At 74.7% G+C, this 17933-nt stretch carries 13 protein-coding genes; 5 read left to right on the plus strand and 8 right to left on the minus strand.

All coding sequences use genetic code 11. The annotated features are described in order from the left end of the window. Window positions 1-39: 39 nt before the first annotated feature. Window positions 40-960, plus strand: a complete 921-nt coding sequence (locus tag JOE35_RS02090; protein WP_209559599.1) for an AEC family transporter — start codon at window positions 40-42, stop codon at window positions 958-960. A 28-nt stretch (window positions 961-988) separates the two neighbouring features. Here JOE35_RS02090 and JOE35_RS02095 read toward each other — a convergent pair whose 3' ends face one another. Next, window positions 989-1825 carry an exodeoxyribonuclease III gene (locus JOE35_RS02095; protein WP_209559600.1) on the minus strand — a complete coding sequence of 279 codons (837 nt, stop codon included), beginning with the start codon at window positions 1823-1825 and terminating at the stop codon, window positions 989-991. Between the two features lie 68 nt (window positions 1826-1893). On the opposite strand from JOE35_RS02095, the gene pyrE reads away from it, so the two are divergent. Further along, on the plus strand, window positions 1894-2445 hold the full coding sequence (gene pyrE / locus JOE35_RS02100; RefSeq protein ID WP_209559601.1) for an orotate phosphoribosyltransferase: 552 nt from the start codon (window positions 1894-1896) through the stop codon (window positions 2443-2445). After that, window positions 2442-4961: a septum formation family protein gene (locus JOE35_RS15985; protein ID WP_209559602.1), complete on the plus strand. Its 2520-nt coding sequence runs from the start codon at window positions 2442-2444 to the stop codon at window positions 4959-4961. The genes pyrE and JOE35_RS15985 overlap by 4 nt, the downstream gene beginning before the upstream one ends. Window positions 4962-5300: 339 nt before the next feature. On the opposite strand, the gene JOE35_RS02110 is transcribed toward JOE35_RS15985, so the two are convergent. After that, on the minus strand, window positions 5301-6113 hold the full coding sequence (locus JOE35_RS02110) for an HAD-IIA family hydrolase (protein ID WP_133738779.1): 813 nt from the start codon (window positions 6111-6113) through the stop codon (window positions 5301-5303). 74 nt (window positions 6114-6187) lie between these two features. Between JOE35_RS02110 and JOE35_RS02115 the strand changes: the two genes are divergently transcribed. Further along, the gene (locus JOE35_RS02115; RefSeq protein WP_209559603.1) at window positions 6188-6853 is read left to right on the plus strand and encodes an RNA methyltransferase; all 666 of its coding nucleotides are present in this window, start codon (window positions 6188-6190) and stop codon (window positions 6851-6853) included. On the opposite strand, the gene JOE35_RS02120 is transcribed toward JOE35_RS02115, so the two are convergent. Beyond that, complete coding sequence (locus tag JOE35_RS02120; RefSeq protein ID WP_209559604.1) at window positions 6850-9045, minus strand: acyltransferase family protein; 2196 nt, start codon at window positions 9043-9045, stop codon at window positions 6850-6852. The two genes, JOE35_RS02115 and JOE35_RS02120, sit on opposite strands and share 4 nt — an antisense overlap. Window positions 9046-9160: 115 nt before the next feature. Between JOE35_RS02120 and JOE35_RS02125 the strand changes: the two genes are divergently transcribed. Then, the gene (locus tag JOE35_RS02125; RefSeq protein WP_209559605.1) at window positions 9161-11407 is read left to right on the plus strand and encodes an acyltransferase family protein; all 2247 of its coding nucleotides are present in this window, start codon (window positions 9161-9163) and stop codon (window positions 11405-11407) included. Window positions 11408-11926: 519 nt separating this feature from the next. On the opposite strand, the gene JOE35_RS02130 is transcribed toward JOE35_RS02125, so the two are convergent. The 5 genes from JOE35_RS02130 to JOE35_RS02150 are packed head-to-tail and all read right to left on the minus strand — an operon-like array spanning window position 11927 to window position 17865. Next, window positions 11927-13411: a hypothetical protein gene (locus tag JOE35_RS02130; protein ID WP_209559606.1), complete on the minus strand. Its 1485-nt coding sequence runs from the start codon at window positions 13409-13411 to the stop codon at window positions 11927-11929. After that, window positions 13408-14715 (minus strand): hypothetical protein, encoded by a 1308-nt coding sequence (locus JOE35_RS02135; RefSeq protein ID WP_209559607.1) that lies wholly within the window; start codon window positions 14713-14715, stop codon window positions 13408-13410. Before JOE35_RS02135 ends, JOE35_RS02130 begins: the two co-directional genes overlap by 4 nt. Beyond that, a complete protein-coding gene (locus tag JOE35_RS02140; protein WP_209559608.1) occupies window positions 14712-15776 on the minus strand; it encodes a glycosyltransferase in 1065 nt (354 codons plus the stop codon). The genes JOE35_RS02135 and JOE35_RS02140 overlap by 4 nt, the downstream gene beginning before the upstream one ends. Further along, complete coding sequence (locus JOE35_RS02145) at window positions 15773-16366, minus strand: low molecular weight phosphatase family protein (protein WP_245186213.1); 594 nt, start codon at window positions 16364-16366, stop codon at window positions 15773-15775. Before JOE35_RS02145 ends, JOE35_RS02140 begins: the two co-directional genes overlap by 4 nt. After that, window positions 16366-17865, minus strand: a complete 1500-nt coding sequence (locus JOE35_RS02150) for a polysaccharide biosynthesis tyrosine autokinase (RefSeq protein ID WP_209559610.1) — start codon at window positions 17863-17865, stop codon at window positions 16366-16368. The genes JOE35_RS02145 and JOE35_RS02150 overlap by 1 nt, the downstream gene beginning before the upstream one ends. Between the last annotated feature and the right edge of the window lie 68 nt (window positions 17866-17933).

The raw sequence follows: 17933 nt of genomic DNA on the forward strand, positions 1-17933 counted from the left end.
TCGGTCGCCGACGTCGGCGGCCTGCACCAGGATGGTCACATGGGCGGAGTGCTGATCGGGTTCGGGATCATCGGGGTGATCATCGCCGCCGGCTGGGTGGTCGGGCGCATCGACCTGCTCGGCCCGACCGGACACCAGGTGCTGTCCCGCCTCGTCTTCTTCGTCCTCACCCCGTGCCTGCTCTTCTCCACGATCTCGCGCGCCGACGTGCACGTGCTCTTCTCGGACCTCCTCGTGGTCTCGGCCCTCGCCTCCTTGGCGGCTGCCGTGATCTCGGTGGTGCTGCTGCGGTTCGTGCTGCGCCGCTCGGCCGCCGAGACGACCATCGGCACGATGGGCGGCGCCTACGTCAACGCGAACAACATCGGACTGCCCGTCGCGACCTACGTGCTCGGCAGCGCCACCTTCGTCGCCCCGGTGCTGCTGTACCAGCTGCTCGTGCTGACCCCGATCGTGCTCTCGGTGATGGACACGGTGACGAACCGAGGCAGCAGCCTGGGGCGCGCGATCGTCCGGCCGCTGCTCAACCCGCTGTTGATCGGGTCGGCGCTCGGGGTGCTCGTCGCGGTGCTCGAGATCGAGGTGCCCGACCCCGTCATGCAGCCGTTGCTGCTCGTCGGCGGCGCCGCGGTGCCCGTCGTCCTGATCTCGTTCGGCATGTCGCTGTCGGGCTCGAAGCCGCTGCAGGCGCGCGAGGGCCGGGTCGACATCGCGATCGCGACCGCCTTGAAGCTCGTGGTGATGCCGGTCGTCGCGTGGCTGCTCGGTGCCTTCGTCTTCGACCTCGGGCACGACCAGCTGTTCGTCGCGGTCGTCCTGGCCGGCCTGCCGAGCGCCCAGAACGTCTTCAACTACGCCCAGCGGTACCAGACCGGGGTCACCGTGGCGCGCGACACCGTGCTCGTGACGACCATCGGGTCGGTGCCCCTGCTGGTGCTGGTGGCGGCGCTGCTCAAGTAGGAGGCGCCTCCTCGGCTGGCAGGCCGGGTCAGAAGATCATCGGGCGGTCGTCGTCGAGCTCGGTGTCGAGCTCGAGGTCGACGACGACGGGCACGTGGTCGCTCGGGGCGTCGCCCTTGCGCTCGTCGCGGTGGATCGAGGCGTCGGTGACGAGGTCGGCGAACGGCGCCGAGCCCATGATGAAGTCGATCCGCATGCCCTCGTTCTTCGGGAACCGCAGCTGCTTGTAGTCCCAGTAGGTGTAGCCCTCTGGCAGGCGCGGGCGCACGACGTCGGTCAGGCCGGCCGCCTCGAACGCGGCGAAGGCGTCGCGCTCGGGCTGGCTGACGTGGGTGTGGCCCTCGAAGACGGACATGTCCCACACGTCGGTGTCGAGCGGCGCGACGTTCCAGTCGCCCATCAGCGCCAGCGGCTGGTCGGGGCGCTCGGCGATCCAGGCCTCGGTCTCCGCGGCGAGGGCGGCCAGCCAGTCGAGCTTGTAGTCGTAGTGGGGGTCGCCGAGCTCACGGCCGTTCGGCACGTAGAGCGACCAGAGGCGGACGCCCTCGACCGTGACGCCGATCGCGCGCGCCTCCTTGGGCTGGTCGGGCCCCTCCTGTCCCTTGGCGAAGCCGGGCTGGGTCGGGAACGTGATCGTGACGTCGTCCATCGGGAGGCGGCTCGCGAAGGCGACGCCGTTCCACTGGCTGAGGCCGTGCAGCTCGACCTCGTAGCCCGCCTCGCGGAACGCGTCGAACGGGAACTGCTCCGGCTTGCACTTGATCTCCTGCAGGCCCACGACGTCGACGTCCTCCCGGACGAGCCAGTCGACGACCCTGCCGACTCGGGCACGGACGGAGTTGACGTTCCAGGTCGCGACGCGCATGCCGACCACGCTACCGGCAGGAGGCGGACCCGGCCTGGGCGGAGCCTCCTGCCCTACCATTGGTCACCGTGACCGACGCACGAACGCAGCTCATCGACTACATCCGCTCCGAGGCCGTCTTCCACGGTGACTTCACGCTCACGAGCGGCAAGAAGGCGAGCTACTACATCGACCTCCGCAAGGTCAGCCTCGACCACCGCGTCGCGCCCCTGATCGGCCAGGTCATGGTCGACCTGATCGCCGAGGTGCCCGACGTGTTCGCCGTGGGCGGCCTGACGATGGGCGCCGACCCCATCGCGTCCGCCGTGCTGCACCAGGGCGTGGCGCTCGGCCGCGACTACGACGCCTTCGTCGTCCGCAAGGAGCCCAAGGACCACGGCCGCGGCAAGCAGGTCGAGGGCCCCGACCTCGAGGGGAGGCGCGTCGTCGTCCTCGAGGACACGTCGACCACCGGGGGCTCGCCGCTGGCCGCCGCGAAGGCGCTGGAGGCGGTGGGCGCGGTGATCGCGGGCATCGCGGTCGTCGTCGACCGCAGCACCGGCGCCCGCGAGGTCATCGAGGCCGCGGGCTACCCCTACTACGCGGCCATCGGGCTGGACGACCTGGGGCTGCAGCCGTGAGCGATGGCGACGACCGCCGCGGACGCGACGACGACGAGGAGGCGGGCCGCGACCCGGCCGCCGACACGTCGGGCCTCGACGCGGGCGACTGGCTCGCCGCGCAGTTCGACGACGACGCGGACGAGGCGGACGCGGAGGCCGACGCGGACGCAGAGGTCGACGCGGCTGACGAGGTCGATGCCGGTGCCGACGAGGTCGACGGGGGCTCCGACGGCGCCGGGCGACCCGAGCCGGTGACGGCCGCGACGCCGATCTCGCCCGAGACGGTCAGCTCGCCGCCGTTCACCGTGCCGCCGGCCCCCACCGCCGAGTCGGACGTCGTCAAGAACTCGGGCCACCCGATGGCGCTGGACCTCTCCGCGCTCGCCGGGGCCGTGCCCCCGCCGTCGACCGAGCCCACGCTGTCCGCCGAGCCGGTGCCGTCCGCCGATGAGGCCGAGGGTGACGAGCACGTCCCCGCCGAGGAGGCGGCACCTGCTGCCGAGCCCGCTGCGCCGCCGCGCCGTCAGGTGCCGCTCGCGGTCGCCCCGCGCCCCGTCGTGGCTCCTCCCGTCGAGCCGCCGCACGCACCCGCTGAGCCGGCAGCTGACGAGCACTCCGACGCTGTCGCCGCCGATGCGTCGGCGCACCCCGACGAGCCCGGCCCCTTCACGGCCCTGATCTCGCCTCCCGTCGCTCCGGAGCCCGTCTTCCCGTCGTCCTTCGACTGGAGCGCGCCGGCTGAGCCCGACGACCGGGGCGAGGGCATCGACCAGGCCGAGCACTCCCCGGACGACGACGACCTGGGCGCTGCCGAGATCGAGCCCGCCGAGGAGGCGCCCGTCACGTCGGACGAGGCTGCCGACGACGCGCAGACGCGCGCGTTCGACCTGCCGGCGGCCGAGGCCGAGCCCGAGCCTGAGGCCGAGCCCGAGCCCGAGGTCGAGGTCGAGGTCGAGCCTGAGCCCGAGCCCGAGCCCAAGCCCGAGGTCGAGATGCCCGCCTCGGAGCCAGAGGCAGCGGAGACTGCGGCTCAGCCGGAGCCCGCAGCTGAGCCGGAGCCCGCAGCTCAGCCGGAGCCTGCAGAGGAGCCGGAGCCGGAGCCGCCGTCCGCCGACGAGGCGACGACCCCGGAGCCCTGGTGGATCGCCGAGCACCACGAGATGACTCGTCGTGAGCGCCGCGAGGCGGAGGCCGCCGGGGTCGTCGTGCCGCCCGCGGTCGCGGCCGAGCCGGACGGTGGCCCCGCCGCTGCGGGAGCCGACGACGTCGGCGACCAGAGCGGTGCCGGCACCGTCGCCGCGCCTCCTGCCGGGCTGCCGTTCGGTGCGCCGACGTCCGCGCCGCCCGCGTCCAGGCCGTCGGGCGTCGAGCAGGAGCCCACGTTCACCGAGCTGCTGGGAATCGTGCGTCCCTCGTCCGACACGCCCGAGACCGTCGAGGACACCCCGGGCGACCCGTCGGCCGACGCCGGTCGCAGCGACCTCGTGGACCCGGGGCCGCTGCCCACTGGCGGGTCCTGGGCGCTGAGCGACGAGCTGCCTGCGGAGGAGACCGCGGCCCGTGCGGGCGAGGAGCCGGTGACCGAGGCCGTCGCGCCGGTCGACGAACGGGCCGAGGAGCCGGTGGAGCCGGTCGATCTCGACGATCCCTTCGCCGCCCTCCGGGTCGAGGCCGAGGAGGACGCTCCGGACGCCGCCACGGCGGCGCTGCCCCTGGCCGGCGCCACGACGGCGACCCCGTCGGCCCCGGCTGCGGAACGACCCCGCTCTGCGTCGCACGGCGAGGGCGAGCTGCCCGGGCTGAGCGTCGGCGGGGCGTCGGCAGCGGTGCCGGCGACCGCCTCCTCGGCTGCCGCGCCCGCCGTGAGCCGAGGCGGTCAGTCGGCGTCGTCCGCGGCGTCGGGTCTCGGGACGGGCTCGTCCGCGACAGGGTCCGGGGGCGGCATCGCGTCGTGGTCTCGAGGCCGCAAGGTGCTGCTCGGCGTGGCCGCGGCACTCGTGATCGTCCTCGCTCTCGTCGCGCTCTTCGTCCTCAGCAGGTCGCTGTTCGCCGGCACGCCGCAGCCGACCGAGGCCCCGGCTGCGGCCGTCGCCACCCGCACCGTCACCGCCGTGCCGGCCGAGGTCGCGCAGGAGGCGCCCGTCGGGCCGCTCGCCACGGGCACGCACCCGTGGAACGACCTGCTGGGAGGCGAGTGCTTCTCCGCATTCGAGAGTGCGTGGCAGCAGGACTACGAGGTCGTCGACTGCGGCCAGCCGCACGTCGCCCAGCTCGCGTCGATCGGTGCGCTCGACGCCGACCCGGCTGCGCCGTACCCGGGGAGCGACGCGCTGCAGTCGCAGATGTCCGTGCTCTGCACCGGGGCGAGCGCCCTCGACCTCGCGGCCGCTTCCACCTACCCCGACGCGCAGTTCAGCGCGAGCTGGCCGTCGACCGATGCCGAGTGGGCCGCCGGGGTCCGCTCGTACTGGTGCTTCGTCGACCGCGCCGGCGGCGAAGCGATGACGACCAGCGTGGCGCCGACCGCGGCCTGATCCGGCCGACCCGGCCCGCGCCTCCTGCGCTCTGCCGCTCGCGGATGCCGACGACGAGGCTCGATCGCCGCAAATGCCGACCGCGGGGCCTGCAACAGCGGGATATCCACTCGATGCAGAGGCGCAGCGGGCCGATCGGTCGGCATTTGCGGCGCCCGCTCCCGCGCCCGCGCCCGCTCCCGCCCCCGCTCACTCTCAAATTTGAGAGTGATCGGTCGTGCGGCGGCCGCGCCTGCAGGGCTGACGGCCGTGTCGACCGTGGATCTGTCTCGCTTCGGGGAGGCGGCAGCGGAGCCGGAGGCGGCTGAGGCGGCACCGGCGCCCGAGGCGGCAGCGGAGCTAGAGCTCGCTCGGCACCACGTCGGTCTCGAGCGGCTCCGCACGGACCAGCTCGTGCACGCCGCTCAGCACCTCGTTCGGCCTGAACGGGTAGCGGTCGATCTCGGCCTGGTCGCTGATGCCGGTCATGACGAGGATCGTGTGCAGCCCCGCCTCGATGCCCGCGACGACGTCGGTGTCCATCCGGTCGCCGATCATCGCCGTGTTCTCGCTGTGGGCGCCGATCCGGTTCATCGCCGAGCGGAACATCATCGGGTTCGGCTTGCCGACGACGTAGGGCGACTTGTTCGTCGCGGCCGTGATCATCGCGGCGATGGCCCCGGTCGCGGGCATCGGGCCGTCGGCGCTCGGGCCGGTCGTGTCGGGGTTCGTGACGATGAACCGGGCGCCGCCGAGGATCAGCCGCACCGCCTTCGTGATCGCGTCGAACGAGTAGTTGCGGGTCTCGCCGACGACCACGTAGTCGGGGTCGGTCTCGGTCATGATGAAGCCGGCCTCGTGCAGCGCGGTCGTCATGCCGGCCTCGCCGATCACGAACGCCGAGCCGCCGGGCATCTGCGAGCGGCAGAAGTCGGCGGTCGCGAGCGCGCTCGTCCAGATGCGCTCCTCCGGCACGTGCAGGCCGGACGCGCGGAGCCGCGCGCTCAGGTCACGCGGCGTGAAGATCGAGTTGTTCGTCAGCACGAGGTAGGGCGTCCCCTCGTCCTGCCACTGCTGGATCAGCGCCGCCGCACCGGGCAGCGCCTGGTTCTCGTGCACCAGCACGCCGTCCATGTCGGTCAGCCAGCATTCGACCTCGTCGCGAGTACCCATGGGCACACCTTACTGAGGGCAGGCGAACGCAGGAGGCGCGGTGCTCGTCGGCCCTGCACCCTACGCTGGCCGTCGTGACCGACCACGACGCCCGACCTGCCGAGTCCGCCGCCGACCCTGCCGCCGAGCCTCTCGTCGAGCACGGCGTCGGCCCGTGGCCCGGCGGCGAGGCCGCGTGGCCCGCCGGCGACCACTGGGACCCCGAGCTGCTGCGCGAGGGCGACCGCCGCAACGTCGTCGACCGCTACCGGTACTGGTCGCTCGACGCGATCGTCGCCGACCTCGACCTGGTGCGGAACCCGTTCCACGTGGCGATCGAGAACTGGCAGCACGACATGAACATCGGCTCGATCGTGCGGAGCGCCAACGCGTTCGCGGCCGAGGCGGTCCACATCGTCGGGCGCCGACGCTGGAACAAGCGGGGCGCGATGGTGACCGACCGGTATCAGCACGTCCTGCACCACCCGGACGTCGCCTCCTTCGTGGCCTGGGCGAAGGAGGCCGGGCTGGTCGTCGTCGCCGTCGACAACGTCGACGGCTCGGTGCCGCTCGAGACGACGGCGCTGCCCGAGCGCTGCGTCCTCGTGTTCGGCCAGGAGGGCCCGGGCCTCAGCCCTGCGGTGCTGGAGGCCGCCGAGCTGGTGGTCGAGATCTCGCAGTTCGGCTCCACCCGCAGCATCAACGCCTCCGCCGCCGGGGCGGTCGTCATGCACGAGTGGGTGCGGCAGCACCGGTTCTAGGACGCCGGGGCGGGCGGCGAGGCCGAGCCGAGGAGGCGGTCGGCCAGCAGGTCCCGTGTCGCGAGCGACGTCGCCTCGGTCAGGTGCGAGCGGTCCGTGCGCACGAGCCTGCCGCCCAGCACGGCCGGGCAGCGCCCGTCGACGCAGAACCACGCCGTCACATCGACGTGCTCGACCCGGGCCCCCACCGCCGCGGCCGCGGCTCGCTCGGCCGCGACCTGAGCGTGCTGCGACGCGGTGGTCGTCACGACGCAGGCGTCGGGACCGTCGTGGCGCGTCGCGCAGTCGCGCACGGCCGGGCCCGCCGGAGGGGCGCCGAGGAGCACCACACGCGGCGCGGCCGCCGTGAGGCGGCGCAGGCTCGACTCGGCGGCCTCTCGCCACTCGCGCTCCGCCGCCTCGGGTCCGATCGCCTCCGCCCGGCGGTCGAGCACGTTGACGCCGCCCGTGACGACGACGAGATCGGCTCCCTCGTCGGCGGCGAGGGCGAACATGGCCTCGCGGTCCGTGGCGCAGGCGGCCTCGAAGTCCTCGTCGTCATAGCGCGCGCCCGGTGGCAGGTCGACCGGCGTGCAGCCCGCGAAGGCGAGTGCGACGACGGCCCAGCCCGCGGGGACGAGCGCCTCGGCCACCCCGCTCGTCCAGCTCGCGGCGACGGAGTCCCCGATGACGACGGCCGTCCGCTCGGCGTCGACGGAGCCCCAGCGGCAGACCCGTGCGCGCGCGGGATCGGGGGTCGGGTCGTGCCGGCAGCCGGTGCGAGGGTCCATCGCCGGGGGCAGCGAGCGGGCGAACGCCGTGTCGACCTCGCGGAGCTCGCCCTCGGACCAGGTGGTCGCCTGCAGGCCGGCGAGCGCCGTCTGCTCAGGGGCGGACACGGGGAGCGGCGGCACGTCGGCGACGCCGGGCGGGGCAGCGGAGAGGCCGAGCGCGCCGGCGAGCGCGGACGGGTCGCCGAGCTTCGTGGGCGAGCGGACCTGGGCCGCGGAGGCGGCCACGACGACGAGGGCGACCGCGAGGGCCACCGCGAGGCCGCGGGGAGCTCGGGCGGGCGCGGACGTGGTCGCGGGTGTGGGTGTGGGTGTGGACGTGGGTGTGGGCGCGGCGACCGGCTCGGGCGCCGGTGAGCGGCGCCTCCTGCCGGGGCTCTCCACCCACCGGTAGGAGGCGGCGCTCAGCACCAGGGTGAGCACGACCGAGACGGGCACCCGCCACCACGTCTCGACCAGCGCGCCGCCGATGACGGCCACGGGGAAGTGCCACAGGTAGATCGAGTACGACCGGCGCCCCGCCCAGACGAGGACGGAGCCGTTCAGGAGGCGGGGCAGGCCGCGCAGCTCGGTCGACCCGAACGAGACGACGAGGGCCGCGCCGACCACTGCGGGCAGCGCACCCGGCCACGGGAAGGCGACGGTCGGCTGGGTGGCGACCAGGGAACCGGCGATGAGGAGGACGCCGAGGCTGGTCGCCGGGCCCCGCCAGGTCGCCAGGCGCCTGGCGACGACGGGTACGAACGCGGCGCAGGCGGCGCCGACGCCGATCTCCCAGGCCCGGCCGAAGGTGTCGAAGTAGGCGGCCTCGATGTCGGTCGCCGTGACGTGCCACGACCAGGTGGCCGAGGCCACGGACGCGACGAGGGCGACGCAGCCGACGACCACGCGCCTCCTCGCTGCGTCCCCACGCCGGACGGCAGCCAGCACGAGCACGAGCAGGAGCGGCCAGACGGCGTAGAACTGCTCCTCGACCGCGAGCGACCAGAAGTGCTGGAGCGGCGAGGGCAGGCTGTCGTGCTGGAGGTAGTCGGTGCCCGCCGCGACCAGGTGCCAGTTGGCGCTGGAGGTCGCGGCGGCCACCGCGTCGAGCACGACGTCGAGGGCCTTCGGCGTCGACCAGACGATCCAGGACGCGGCGACGGTCACCACGAGGACGACGGCGGCGACAGGGAGCAGGCGACGTGCCCGGCGGACGAAGAAGGCGCGCAGGTCGACCCGGCCGGCGCGGTCGTGCTCGTCGAGGAGGAGGCGGGTGATCAGGTACCCCGAGATGACGAAGAAGACGTCGACGCCGATCACGCCGCCGACCGGCACGAAGAGGAGGTGGTACACCACGATCGCCAGGGCCAGCCAGCCCTTGAGCCCCTCGAGGTCACGGCGGTGGCTGAGCGGCGCGATCGTATCCGGGCATCTAGGCATGCAGCATATGTACCTGATCCGCCGCTCTTCTGCAATTCATGTTCCACAGGTAGAATATCGGCGACCGTGCCGGTGGATCAGACCGGGATGCCCCCACCCGACCCGAACGGCCCCGATGACGACCACGCAGCGCACCGCCTTCCGACCCGACGTCGAGGGGCTCAGGGCGATCGCCGTCCTCGTGGTGGTGGCCGAGCACCTCGTCGGGTGGCCGGCGGGCGGCTTCGTCGGGGTCGACGTCTTCTTCGTCGTGTCCGGCTTCGTCATCACCGCGGTGCTGCTCGCCGAGCTCGACGCCGCGGGCAGCGTGTCGCTGACCGCGTTCTACGCTCGTCGCGCCCGGCGGGTGCTCCCCGCGGCCGGGGTCGTCGTCGGCGTGGTCGTGGTCGCGGCGTGGGTGCTGTGGCTGGCGCCGCGTGCCTGGGCGACCGTGCTCGACGCGGTCGCCGCGGCGCTGTTCGTCGAGAACTGGCACCTCGTGGCCCTCGGCACCGACTACCTCGCCGCGGACGGGGCCGTCTCGCCCCTGCAGCACTTCTGGTCGCTGGCCGTCGAGGAGCAGTTCTACCTCGTCTGGCCCCTCCTCGTGATCGCGGTCGCGCTGGCGGTCCGCGTCCTGCGGAGGCCAGGGGCGGCCAGGGCCCTGCTCGCGGTCGTGTTCTCCGGCGTGCTGCTGGGCTCGGCCGTCTGGAGCGCCTGGCGCACGGACGTCGCACCGTCCGCCGCCTACTTCGACTCCGTCGGCCGTGCGTGGGAACTCGCGGCCGGCGGCCTGGCCGCGCTCGCCGTCCCCGTGGCACGTCGTGTCCCCGTGACCGTCCGCCGGGCGCTGACGCTCGTCGGGCAGCTCGTGATCGTCGGGTCGGCGCTGTTCGTCGGGTCCGCCCTGGCGAGCGGCTCGGAGGCGGCCGGCGCCGTGACGGCGTTCCCGTGGCCGTGGGCGCTGCTCCCCGTCCTGGGGACCGTCCTCGTCGTGACCGCGGGGTCGGGCACGCTCGGCCGTGTGGAGGCCGTTCTCGTCTCCCGACCTGCCCGGTGGGTCGGTCGGCGGTCGTACTCCCTCTACCTCTGGCACTTCCCCGTGATCGTCTTCGCCGCCTCCTTCGGGCTCGACGGCCCGGCGTGGGTCGTCGCCCAGCTGGCGCTGACCCTGGCGCTGACCGTCGCCTCCTACCGCCTGGTCGAGCAGCGCGTGCAGCGCTCCGGCTGGCTGCGGCGCGCTGCGCACCCGGCCCCGGCCTCGGCCCCGGCCTCGGACTCGGGGAGGCGCGGTGCCGGAGGGCCTGTCGCCCAGGCTGCGCTCGCGGTCCTGGTGGGCGTCGTCGTGATCGGGACCTCGGCGGCACAGCTCAGGGGGCCGGCGTGGCTGGTCGACCCCGCGGCTGCGCGCGAAGTGAGCTCGGCTGGCGCGCCCGGCTCGGCCGGGGCGCCCGAGGCACCGGGTTCGCACGGTTCGCTCGGCGACGGCCCGGTCTCGTGGGACGCGGCGTCGCTCCGAGCTGCCCTCGACGCTGCCGTCTCAGGCTCGGGAGACGTCCCGGTCGACGTTCTCGACGAGGCCTTCTCGTCGTCGTCCGTGCCGCAGATCGGCCCCGGGGGGTGCCGCTACGACGTGGGGACCGCCCCGGACCTGCTCGAGCCGTGCCTGGCCGGACCGGCCTCCGCCGAGCACGTGGCCGTCGTGGTCGGCGACTCGATCGCCCTCAGCTGGATGCCTGCCGTCGTCGAGGCCCTCGGCCCGGGCTGGCGGGTGCTGGGGCTCGGCATCGGGAGCTGCTCGACCGTGGACGCCCGGTTCCACGGCGGGGACGGACGCACGGCCTTCGCCGACGAGTGCGCGCGCAGCCGCTCGCACCTCGCGGAGCTCGTCGAGCGCACCGCGCCCGATCTCGTCGTCACCTCGTCGAGCGCCGCGGGCGTCGAGCGCCTCCTGAGCGGCGCCGACGGGGCAGAGGCGGCCGCCGAGTGGCGGCGTGGCACGACGTCGGCGGTGGCGAGGCTCTCCCGAGCTGGCGACGGTGCTCGTGTCGTGGTCCTGGGGGCGCCTCCTCGAGGGGCCTCGCCTGCGGACTGCGCGACGCGCGCGACCCGTGCGGGGCTGTGCTCGACGCAGGTGGAGCCGCGGTCGATCGCGGCCGCTGCGGCCGAGGCCGCGGGCGTGGCGGACGCCCTGACGGCCGGAGTCGACGCCGACTGGGTCGACGTCACGGACTGGTTCACGTCGGCCGACGGGCTCGTGCCGGTGACGGCAGGGCCCCTCCTCGTCCGCTCGGACGCACAGCACCTCACCACGGAGATGTCGCGCTCGCTCGCGGGCCTCGTCCGCCCGCACCTCGTCCCGGGGGCAGCCGCCGGAGGCTGACGCCCGCGGGCACGGCGGGGCCGCGCCCGTGAGCACGACGGGGCCGCGCCGAGAGGTGCCGTCGCCCGGCGCGAGCTTTCGACGTGTCCGTGTGGCCCGCCGTCCCCTGCGCGAGCCCGTTGAGCACGCGTGAGGCGCGCGGGTTCGGCGGGTCGCTGTCGTCGGTGGCGGGTCCGCGGCCGCCCGCCGTGCACAGCGGGAACCCGCCGCACCCGCGGGCAGCCCGCCGCACGCGCGTGGCACGCGCGTGTGGGGCACGCGCCTGGCGCCCGCCGCACGCGAGTGGCGGCCGCCGCACGCGCGGGGCAGCCGCCGCACGTGCGTGAGGGCCGCCGCGCGTTCGGGAGCTGCAGGGGTTCGGCGGGTCGCTGTCGTCGGTGGCGGGTCAGCGCCCGCCCGCCGTGCACGACGGGAACCCGCCGTGCACGACGGGAACCCGCCGCACCCGCGGGGAGCCCGCCGCACGTGCGTGAGGCCCGCCGTGCACCACGGGGACCCGCCGACATCGGCGGTGACGGGTCAGGGGCGGGTCGCCGCCCGGCGTCCGTGGCCCGGGTCGGGGAGATCGATCCCGGACGCCGCCGGATCGGATGCCGCAGCGCGCACGCGCGGACTCTGAGCCGATGCGCCCGAGACCCCCGCGCTGACCGTGCTGGCCGCACTCGGCGCCCCGACCGCGCTGGCCGCGCTCGCCGCGCCGACCGTGCGGGCAGGGCCTGTGGTGGCGACGACACCGTCGACGGCCGAGGACTCGTGCCGGCCGTCCTCGCCGCGCCGCCAGCCTCGGTCGGAGAGGCAGACCACCACGGTGAGCAGCAGCACCATCGTCGTCATCTTGAAGAAGTCGAAGGTCATCAGCGCCGACGCGAAGACGATCAGGCCCGCACGCACGTCGCGACCTCCGCGGACGGCCGCGACGACGAAGAGCGCGACGACGAGCCCGGCCCCGACGAGCCCCTGGGTGGCGAGCGACGACAACAGCTGGTTGTCGACGACGTTGAAGCCGGTGCCGAAGAAGTAGCCCTGGGCGAAGAGACGGCTCTCGCTCGACTCCCCGCTGCCGAAGAGCGCCTCGGCGGCGGGGCGGCCGATGAGCCGGGGCACAGCGGCCAGGTGGCCGGAGCGGTTGAGGAACGACCCGGACGACAACAGGGCGTCCACGGTCTGGGCGATGACCGTCCAGCTGACGAGTGTGATCGCCGCGGCGGCGGCGGCCAGGACGGCGCCGCGCTGCCAGGTCGCCGCACGCCGCGAGCTCAGGAGGAGGTAGGCGAGCGCGAGGACCGCGGCGACGACCGCGCTCCGCGACCCCGACAGGACGACGCAGGTGCACAGCAGGGCGAACGCGGACCAGCGTGTGCCGGGCCCCCGTCGGTGCCAGGTGGTCAGCAGCAGCACGAGCCCCACCAGCAGCAGTGTGCCGTAGGGCAGGGCGTGCGACATCGTGCCCTGGACACGGACGAGGTCGCCGCCGAGGAGGTGGTTCTCGTTCCACAGCCCGCGTCCGGTCGCATAGACCTTGTAGCCCCAGAGCAGCGGCGCGCCGCGGGCGAACTCGACCAGGCCGGCGAGCGCCTGGAGCACCGCGACGACGACGACTCCGTCGACCAGGCGACGACGGTCGGCGGGGCTCGCCTGGCTGAGCACCAGCACCACGAGACCGGAGAGCAGCGCCATGCGCAGGACGAGGCCGAGCCCCGCCGGGTAGGCGACGAACGTGATGAGCGAGGCGCTGGCGAACAGCGCCACGAGCACCAGGGGGGCGGCCGTGACGTGGATCGCCGCCCCGCCGCGCGGCGAGGCGGCCGTCAAGAGCAGGAGCACCAGGGTCGCGACGACGACGGCGTCGCACACCGGCTGGGGCACCAGCGGCGACCAGGCGAAGCAGTGCACGCCGAGCACCAGCGCGACGACCGTGCCGCGGAGGACGTCACGACGCACCATCCTGGCCAGCACGAAGAACAGGGGGACGGCGAGGCCGCCGGCCGCCGCCGCGAGCATCACGAGCCCATGCCCCGGTGGGAAAAGAGGGCCGTGACGGGCACACCGTGCGCCCGGGCGGCGCCCTGTCGTGCGGCGGTCTCGAGGCGGACCCGTGCCCGGCCCTGCAACGCGCGCCGCAGGTGTGCGCCCTGCACGGCTGCTCCGACGCCCTCGGCGAGGACGAGGGCGAGCACGGCGCCGACGGCCCCGCCCGTCGCGCCCCCCAGCACGAGCGCCGGCAGGCCCACCAGGGCCGCGGCGGTGACGGCGGCGGTGATGCGCTCGGCCTCGCCGAGCGAGACGAGGCCGAGTGCGGTGCCCCGGGAGACGGACATCACGAGCAGCAGCGCGGCGACCGCGACGAGGAGGGGCGTCTCGAGCGCGACGGTCCCGCTGAACAACACGGGCGCGACGACGGGCATCAGCAGGACGAAGCACGCCGCCGCGACGGTGCCGGCGACCGTGTTGAGGAGGATCGCGACGACGACACGGCGTGTCCGCTCGGACGCCGGTGCGGAGCCGAGCCAGTTCTGCAGACGGGCCGGGAGTGCCCCGAGCACGGCGAAGCCCATGCGCATCGGACGGTCCGCAGCCGAGAACGCCGCCACGGCGGCCGGGGAGACCAGGCCGAGCACCGCGGCCGGCAGCATCGTGTAGACGGTGCTGATCGCGCGGCCGCGGAGGATCGTGACCCGTGTGCCGACGATCCGGGGCGCAGAACGGACCGCGTGGAGCGAGGGCAGGGCTGGGAGGCGCCCCACGAGGGAGGCGACCGTCACGCTCACGACGGGGACCACCAGGAGGAGCAGCCCGTAGACGACGAGGCCGGCGCCGGCCGTCATCGCGGCGGCGGCGACGAGCAGGAGCGCGACTCGGGGCAGGGCGTCTGAGACGAGCGACGCTCCTGGTCTGCCGGCCCCGATGAAGAACCAGGCCGGCGACGCGGCACCGGTCAGCACCGTGCCGCCCGCGACGAGGGCCGCGGCGAGCGCGTGCTCGCCCACGACGAGCGCGGCGACCAGGCCGCACGCCGGCGCGACGACGGAGGCGGCGACGAGCTTGGCCGCGAGGCCCGCCTCCCACAGCTCTCGGCGTCCCTCGGCGTCGGCCCGGGCGACGGCCTGCACCTGGTCGAGCGACCAGCCGAGCTCGGCCACGACGTGGCCGGCGCCGCCGACGGCGAGCGCCACCGCGACGGCGGCCCAGCCGGCCGCCCCCGCGGTCGCCGTGACGGCCGGCATCACGAGCACGGGAGCGAGCGAGGCGACGAGAGGCGCGAGGACGAACAGGCCGAGGTGGCGCGCCTGTGCCGCGGCGCGCCTCATCGGGGGGACCGCACGGCCAGGCGGGACCAGCCGAGCCGGACCACCTCGGCGAGCCGTCTGTCGACGTCGGGCACGGCGCGCGACGCGGCGACGGGGTCGACCGAGCACAGCGCGTCGGCGAGCGACGCCGCCGACCCCGGCGCGGTCGTGACGAGCAGGGGCCCGGCGGCCTCGGCGATCTCGGCCAGGGCCGGCGTCTCGGCGGTGACGACGACGCGTCCGCACGAGAGCCCCTGCCACACCTTGTTCGCGATGACGGAGCGCGCCTTCTCGGACGACCCGAAGATGCCCAGGGCGACGTCGGCGGAGGCGATGAGGCCGGCCAGCTCGCTCTCGGGCACCGGCCCCAGGAAGGTGCAGAGGCCGTCGAGGCCTCGTTCTCGGACGGCGTGCTCGGTCGCCGCGCGGGTGCCGCCGTCGCCGACGAGGGTGAGGTGCACGTCGCGGCGGCCCACGGTCAGGGCCAGGGCCTCGACCACGAGGTCGAGCCCGTGCAGGGGGATGTAGTTGCCGTACCAGAGCAAGTGGAGCGTCTCGCCGGGACCGCGGGGCGGGACCGCGACGGCCCAGTCGGGCGCGCCCACCGGCAGCGCGACGACGCGGGTCCGGACGGCGGCGCGGCTCGCGGCCGCCCGGCGCGCCCTGACATCGGTGTCGACGAGCCAGACGTGGGCGGCGCGGAGCGCGAGTTCGTCCTGGAGGCGGAGGGCACTTGCGCGCAGCGAGCCGGGGCGCACGCGGCCCCAGTCGCCGACCTCGGTCTCGTGCAGGCCGACGAAGCCGTCGACCACCACCGTCGACCGGGTGAGCCTGCCGACCACGCCCACGTACGGGGCGTGCGCCAGGCGCAGCTCGCTCAGCACGACGACGTCGTGCCGCAGACAGCCCCTGGCGAGGCGGACGACGTCGCGGAGGAGGCGCAGGGCGCGCGGGCCCCCACGGCTCGCCGTCAGCACGGTCACCTCGCACCCCTCGGCGCGGAGGTGCTCGCGGAGGCGGCGGTTGCGCGGGTAGGACGTGTCGTGGACCCGGTACTGCAGCACGCGCAGGGGGCGGCTCATCGTGAGCCCGCCGACCTGTGCAGCCAGCGCGAGACCGACTCCACGGCTGTCCCGACGAGGAGGTGCGCTGCGTCGTAGGCGCGCTCGTCGCGGCCCCAGGGGTCGGGGACGTCGTCGAGGTCGGGAGCCGAGGGGGGCACGGTCGAGCCGCGCTCGGCGACGGCGAGCCGGACGGCCTCGCGGAGCCGCCCCTCGGCGTCGGGGGCGGCGGACCGGGCCTCGTCGGCGATCACGTCGCCGTGCTGCCCGACGACGCGGGCGAGCTCGAGCAGGGTCATCGCTTGGCGGACGACGCGCGGGTGCAGCTCGATGGCGGCCCGTCGGTGCTCGCGGGCGAGGCCGAGCACCAGGTCGGCGCCCGCGAGGTGCTCGACGGTGACCTGTGCAGCGACGTGGGCCGGGTCGAGCCCCGCCGCGGCGACGGCGACGGACACGTGCGGTGCCATGGGCTCGCCCACCACGGCCCGGGTGCCGGCGCTCGTGACGACGACGGGGAGGTCGGCGAGGCGGTCGCGGAGCAGCACCTCGGCGAGGGGAGATCGGCAGATGTTGCCGGTGCAGAGCACGAGCAGGGCGACGGGGGCGGTCATCACGAGGAGGTCGTCAGGCCGGCGGTGCCGGCGGGGACTGCCTGGACCGCGGGGACGGCGGTGCCGCGATCGCCGCGTCGGCCCGACCCCGGCAGCACGTCGACCGCCGTCGGCACGGTCGCCGTCGTCGGCGAGTCGCCGTAGTACGACTCGTAGCTCGTGTAGCCGTACGCGGCGGCCCCCTTGGCGGGGACCATGGTCAACACGATGCCGAGCACCCTGCTGCCGACGCGGTCGAGCACGCCCAGGGCGTGCGTGAGCTGCCCGCCGGTGACCCGGCCGGCCCCGACGACCACGATGGTGCCCGAGGTCATCGTGCTGATGACGGCGGCGTCGGTCACGGGGAGGAGAGGCGGGGCGTCGATGATGACGTGGTCGAAGGTCGCGGTCAGCTCGTCGACGAGGGCGGCCATGGCGCGGGAGCCGAGAAGCTCGCTCGGGTTCGGCGGCGTGGTGCCGGCCGCGAGCACGGACAGGCGTCCACGGCCCCAGGGCTGGAGCACGTCCACGAGCTCGGTCCGCCCGATCAGCACGTCGGTGAGGCCCACCGCCCCGTCGAGGCCCATCACCTCGGCGAGCCGGGGGCGCCTCAGGTCGCCGTCGACGACGACGACGCTGGCGCCGGTCTCGGCGATGGCGATGGCGAGGTTCGCGCTCGTCGTCGACTTGCCCTCTGAGGGCAGCGCAGAGGTGAGCACGACGCTGCGGCCGTGCGTGTCGACGTCGAGGAACTGCAGGTTGGTGCGGAGGCTGCGGAAGGCCTCGGCACGGGGGCTGCGGGGGTCGGTGTGCACGAAGAGCGGGCGAGAGACGACGGTGGCGTCGTAGCCGACGGCGCCGATCACGGCGGCGTCGGTGACCTGTGCCACGTCGGCGAGGCCGCGGATCTTCGTGTCCAGCACGGCTCGGAGGGCCGCTCCGGCGAGGCCGAGCACGAGGCCGCCGAGCAGGCCGAGGCCGAGGGTGGTGGCCAGCCGCGGGCTCGCCGGATCGGTCGGCGCGGAGGCCGGCTCGATGGTCTCGACCCTGACGGGAGTCGGCCCCCCGCCGACCGGCAGCTCGAGCTCGTCGGCCACGACCGTCGTGAAGCTGGCCCCGACGGCGGCGGCGATGCGCTGGGCGACCGCGGGGTCGCTGTCCACGGCCGACACGACCACGATCACCGTGTTGGCCGGTGAGGTCGCCGTGACCCGCGAGGCGAGCTCGGTCGTGCTCGTGTCGAGCCCCAGCTCGTCGATGACCGGCTGGAGCACCCGTGCGCTCGTGGCCACGGCGAGGTACGACGTCACCTTCTGCTGGGCGGCGCTGCTGCCCTGCACGATCTCCTGTGCGCTCGACTGGTCGACGCCCTGGACGGACACGAACACCTGCGTCGTCGAGACCCAGGAGGCGGGCAGCAGCACGAGGGCGAGGACGCCCGCCCCGAGGCCGAGGAGCACCCCGGCCGCGACGAGCGACCATCCCTTGCGCACGATGCGGACGTAGTCGGAGAGCTCCATGTGATCCTCGCTTCGGGGCGACGGCCCGCCGACGATCATCGACTGGGGCACGCTCAGTGCGGGATCAA

The sequence above is a fragment of the Frigoribacterium sp. PvP032 genome (genome assembly GCF_017833035.1).
Taxonomy (GTDB): Bacteria; Actinomycetota; Actinomycetes; order Actinomycetales; family Microbacteriaceae; genus Frigoribacterium.

Coding starts and splice junctions, on each gene's coding strand:
- JOE35_RS02090 (WP_209559599.1), top strand. CDS start 40: ATGGGCGGAGTGCTGATCGGGTTCGGGATCATCGGGGTGATCATCGCC.
- JOE35_RS02095 (WP_209559600.1), bottom strand. CDS start 1,825: ATGCGCGTCGCGACCTGGAACGTCAACTCCGTCCGTGCCCGAGTCGGC.
- JOE35_RS02110 (WP_133738779.1), bottom strand. CDS start 6,113: ATGGGTACTCGCGACGAGGTCGAATGCTGGCTGACCGACATGGACGGC.
- JOE35_RS02120 (WP_209559604.1), bottom strand. CDS start 9,045: ATGCCTAGATGCCCGGATACGATCGCGCCGCTCAGCCACCGCCGTGAC.
- JOE35_RS02125 (WP_209559605.1), top strand. CDS start 9,161: ATGACGACCACGCAGCGCACCGCCTTCCGACCCGACGTCGAGGGGCTC.
- JOE35_RS02135 (WP_209559607.1), bottom strand. CDS start 14,715: ATGAGGCGCGCCGCGGCACAGGCGCGCCACCTCGGCCTGTTCGTCCTC.
- JOE35_RS02140 (WP_209559608.1), bottom strand. CDS start 15,776: ATGAGCCGCCCCCTGCGCGTGCTGCAGTACCGGGTCCACGACACGTCC.
- JOE35_RS02145 (WP_245186213.1), bottom strand. CDS start 16,366: ATGACCGCCCCCGTCGCCCTGCTCGTGCTCTGCACCGGCAACATCTGC.
- JOE35_RS02150 (WP_209559610.1), bottom strand. CDS start 17,865: ATGGAGCTCTCCGACTACGTCCGCATCGTGCGCAAGGGATGGTCGCTC.